3 protein-coding genes are annotated in these 2,200 nt (G+C 42.7%); 1 reads left to right on the forward strand and 2 read right to left on the reverse strand.

Annotation, left to right across the window (positions count from 1 at the left end; genetic code table 11):
* Window positions 1-963, reverse strand: a 963-nt coding sequence (locus tag B7C60_RS19810) for an NADP-dependent isocitrate dehydrogenase (RefSeq protein WP_245869611.1), incomplete at its 3' end; no start/stop codon positions are given.
* A 293-nt stretch (window positions 964-1,256) separates the two neighbouring features.
* On the opposite strand from B7C60_RS19810, the gene B7C60_RS16365 reads away from it, so the two are divergent.
* The gene (locus tag B7C60_RS16365; protein WP_099612557.1) at window positions 1,257-1,961 is read left to right on the forward strand and encodes a pseudouridine synthase; all 705 of its coding nucleotides are present in this window, start codon (window positions 1,257-1,259) and stop codon (window positions 1,959-1,961) included.
* A 53-nt stretch (window positions 1,962-2,014) separates the two neighbouring features.
* Here the strand turns inward: B7C60_RS16365 and hisE are convergent.
* Window positions 2,015-2,200, reverse strand: a 186-nt coding sequence (hisE, locus tag B7C60_RS19815; RefSeq protein ID WP_245869612.1) for a phosphoribosyl-ATP diphosphatase, incomplete at its 5' end; no start/stop codon positions are given.

Here is a 2,200-nt window from a genome sequence, read left to right on the forward strand (position 1 = left end):
AATCGCTGACTCAATTTCTTCACGTTGAGCTTCTGGTAATGTTTGAATTTTCGCATACACATCGCCAAGCCCGTTGTTCACATCAACGCCTAACTGGTCAAATAAATCGCCATATTTCGCGAATACCTCTTGGTAGTATACCTTTACTGCATAGCCGAAAATCACTGGATCTGACACTTTCATCATGGTGGCTTTCATGTGCAAAGAAAGCAGTACATCTTGCTTTTTGGCTTCCGCTATCTCTTTTTCAAAGAATTCAATCAGTGCTTTCTTGCTCATCACACTCGTGTCAATGATCTCTTTATCTAGCAGAGCAAATGGTTTCTTCAATACTTTATTGGTGCCGTCCTTTGCCAAAAATTCAATCGAAACGTCCGTTGCACCATTGATCGTTAACGATTGCTCAGTGCCGAAGAAATCTTTTTCTTGCATACTAGCGACATGTGATTTGGAGTCTTTTGACCACGCTCCCATAGAATGCGGATTTTTCTTGGCATAATTTTTCACTGAAGTAGGCGCTCGACGGTCAGAATTACCTTCACGTAACACTGGGTTAACCGCACTGCCTTTGATTTTATCGTAGGTAGCTTTTACTGCTTCTTGTTCATAGGTACTCGGCTCAGCTGGATAATCAGGCAGTGCAAATCCTTTCTCTTGCAACTCTTTAATCGCAGCTTTGAGTTGAGGAATAGAAGCTGAGATGTTGGGTAACTTAATGATATTCGCTTCAGGCGTTTGTGCTAATGCGCCTAATTCAGAAAGTGCATCAGTGACTTTTTGTTCTTCTTTTAAGTGCTCAGGGAAGTTGGCAAGAATACGTCCAGCTAACGAAATATCACGCGTTTCCACATTGATGCCTGACGAAGCTGTAAATGATTGAATAATAGGCAGTAGTGAATAAGTGGCCAAGGCTGGTGCTTCATCGGTAATAGTATAAATAATGGTAGGTTTATCTGTAGACATGAACTTTCCCTATTGTTCTAACAGCACTATGGGATGATAGTGCACTGTGTGAATGTCCGTATACAAATCCAATACTTGTATACGATTGTCTCACTCTTTCTAATCTCGGCACTTATCACCGAGTGTGTTCGACTTAGTCCGTGAGTGAAGATCGTTATAATTAAACAAAAGCAAGATAATAGTCTATCATCTTATCCAACAATCCTGTTTTCGGGCGCGCAAATGATAGCCCAAATAAGAAAAAGATAAAACATTCAAACACAAACCATTTACATTTTTGCAAGGTAGTTAACATGTCTTCCCGCTCACCTAGCGCGATTCGCTCCACTTCGTCGTCCAAAAATTCGTCTTATTTAAAACAGAAAAAACGCTCAAGCTCTCTACGCTCTGGGGCATCTTCTCGCTCAAAATCAGATGTAAAAAGAGTGGCGAAAAAACAAACACTCCTTCCTCCGGAGCGACGTAAGGTGATTATTTTTAATAAACCTTATGACACATTAAGCCAATTTACCGATGGTCAAGGCCGACAGACGCTGGCAGATTTTATTCCTATTAAAGAGATATATGCTGCTGGACGATTAGATAGAGACAGTGAGGGCTTAATGATTCTCACCAATGATGGTATTTTACAAGCAAGGCTTACCCAGCCAACCGCTAAGTCCCCGAAAACTTATTGGGTTCAAGTCGAAGGTGAACCAACGGAAGATGATCTCGATAAATTAAGGCTAGGGGTGGAATTGAAAGATGGCCCAACACGCCCAGCACAAGTCGAACGAATCGATGAGCCAAACGTCTGGCAACGAACGCCACCCGTTCGTTTTCGTGCCAATATCCCCACCACTTGGCTAGCAATCACCATTATTGAAGGGCGCAACCGTCAAGTAAGGCGGATGACAGCACATATTGGTTATCCCACCTTACGCCTGATTCGCTATTCTATGGGCAACATAACCCTTGACGAGCTACAACCAGGACAGTGGAAAGAAATTACTATGTAACCATATTTAGAATAACGCATTTAGAATAATGCCCCATCGCTGGGGCGTTATCGTTATTGATGGCGCTCTTTGAGTTTGTCTATCACATCACTCATCGATAACCCTTGATCTTGTAACAAGACCAGTAAGTGATAGATAAGATCCGCTGACTCACAAATCAATTCCGCCTTATCACCCGTCGCCGCCGCAAGCGCGACTTCAACCCCTTCTTCACCCACTTTCTGCGAAATGCGCTTGGT

Source organism: Vibrio fujianensis (assembly GCF_002749895.1).
Taxonomy (GTDB): domain Bacteria; phylum Pseudomonadota; class Gammaproteobacteria; order Enterobacterales; family Vibrionaceae; genus Vibrio; species Vibrio fujianensis.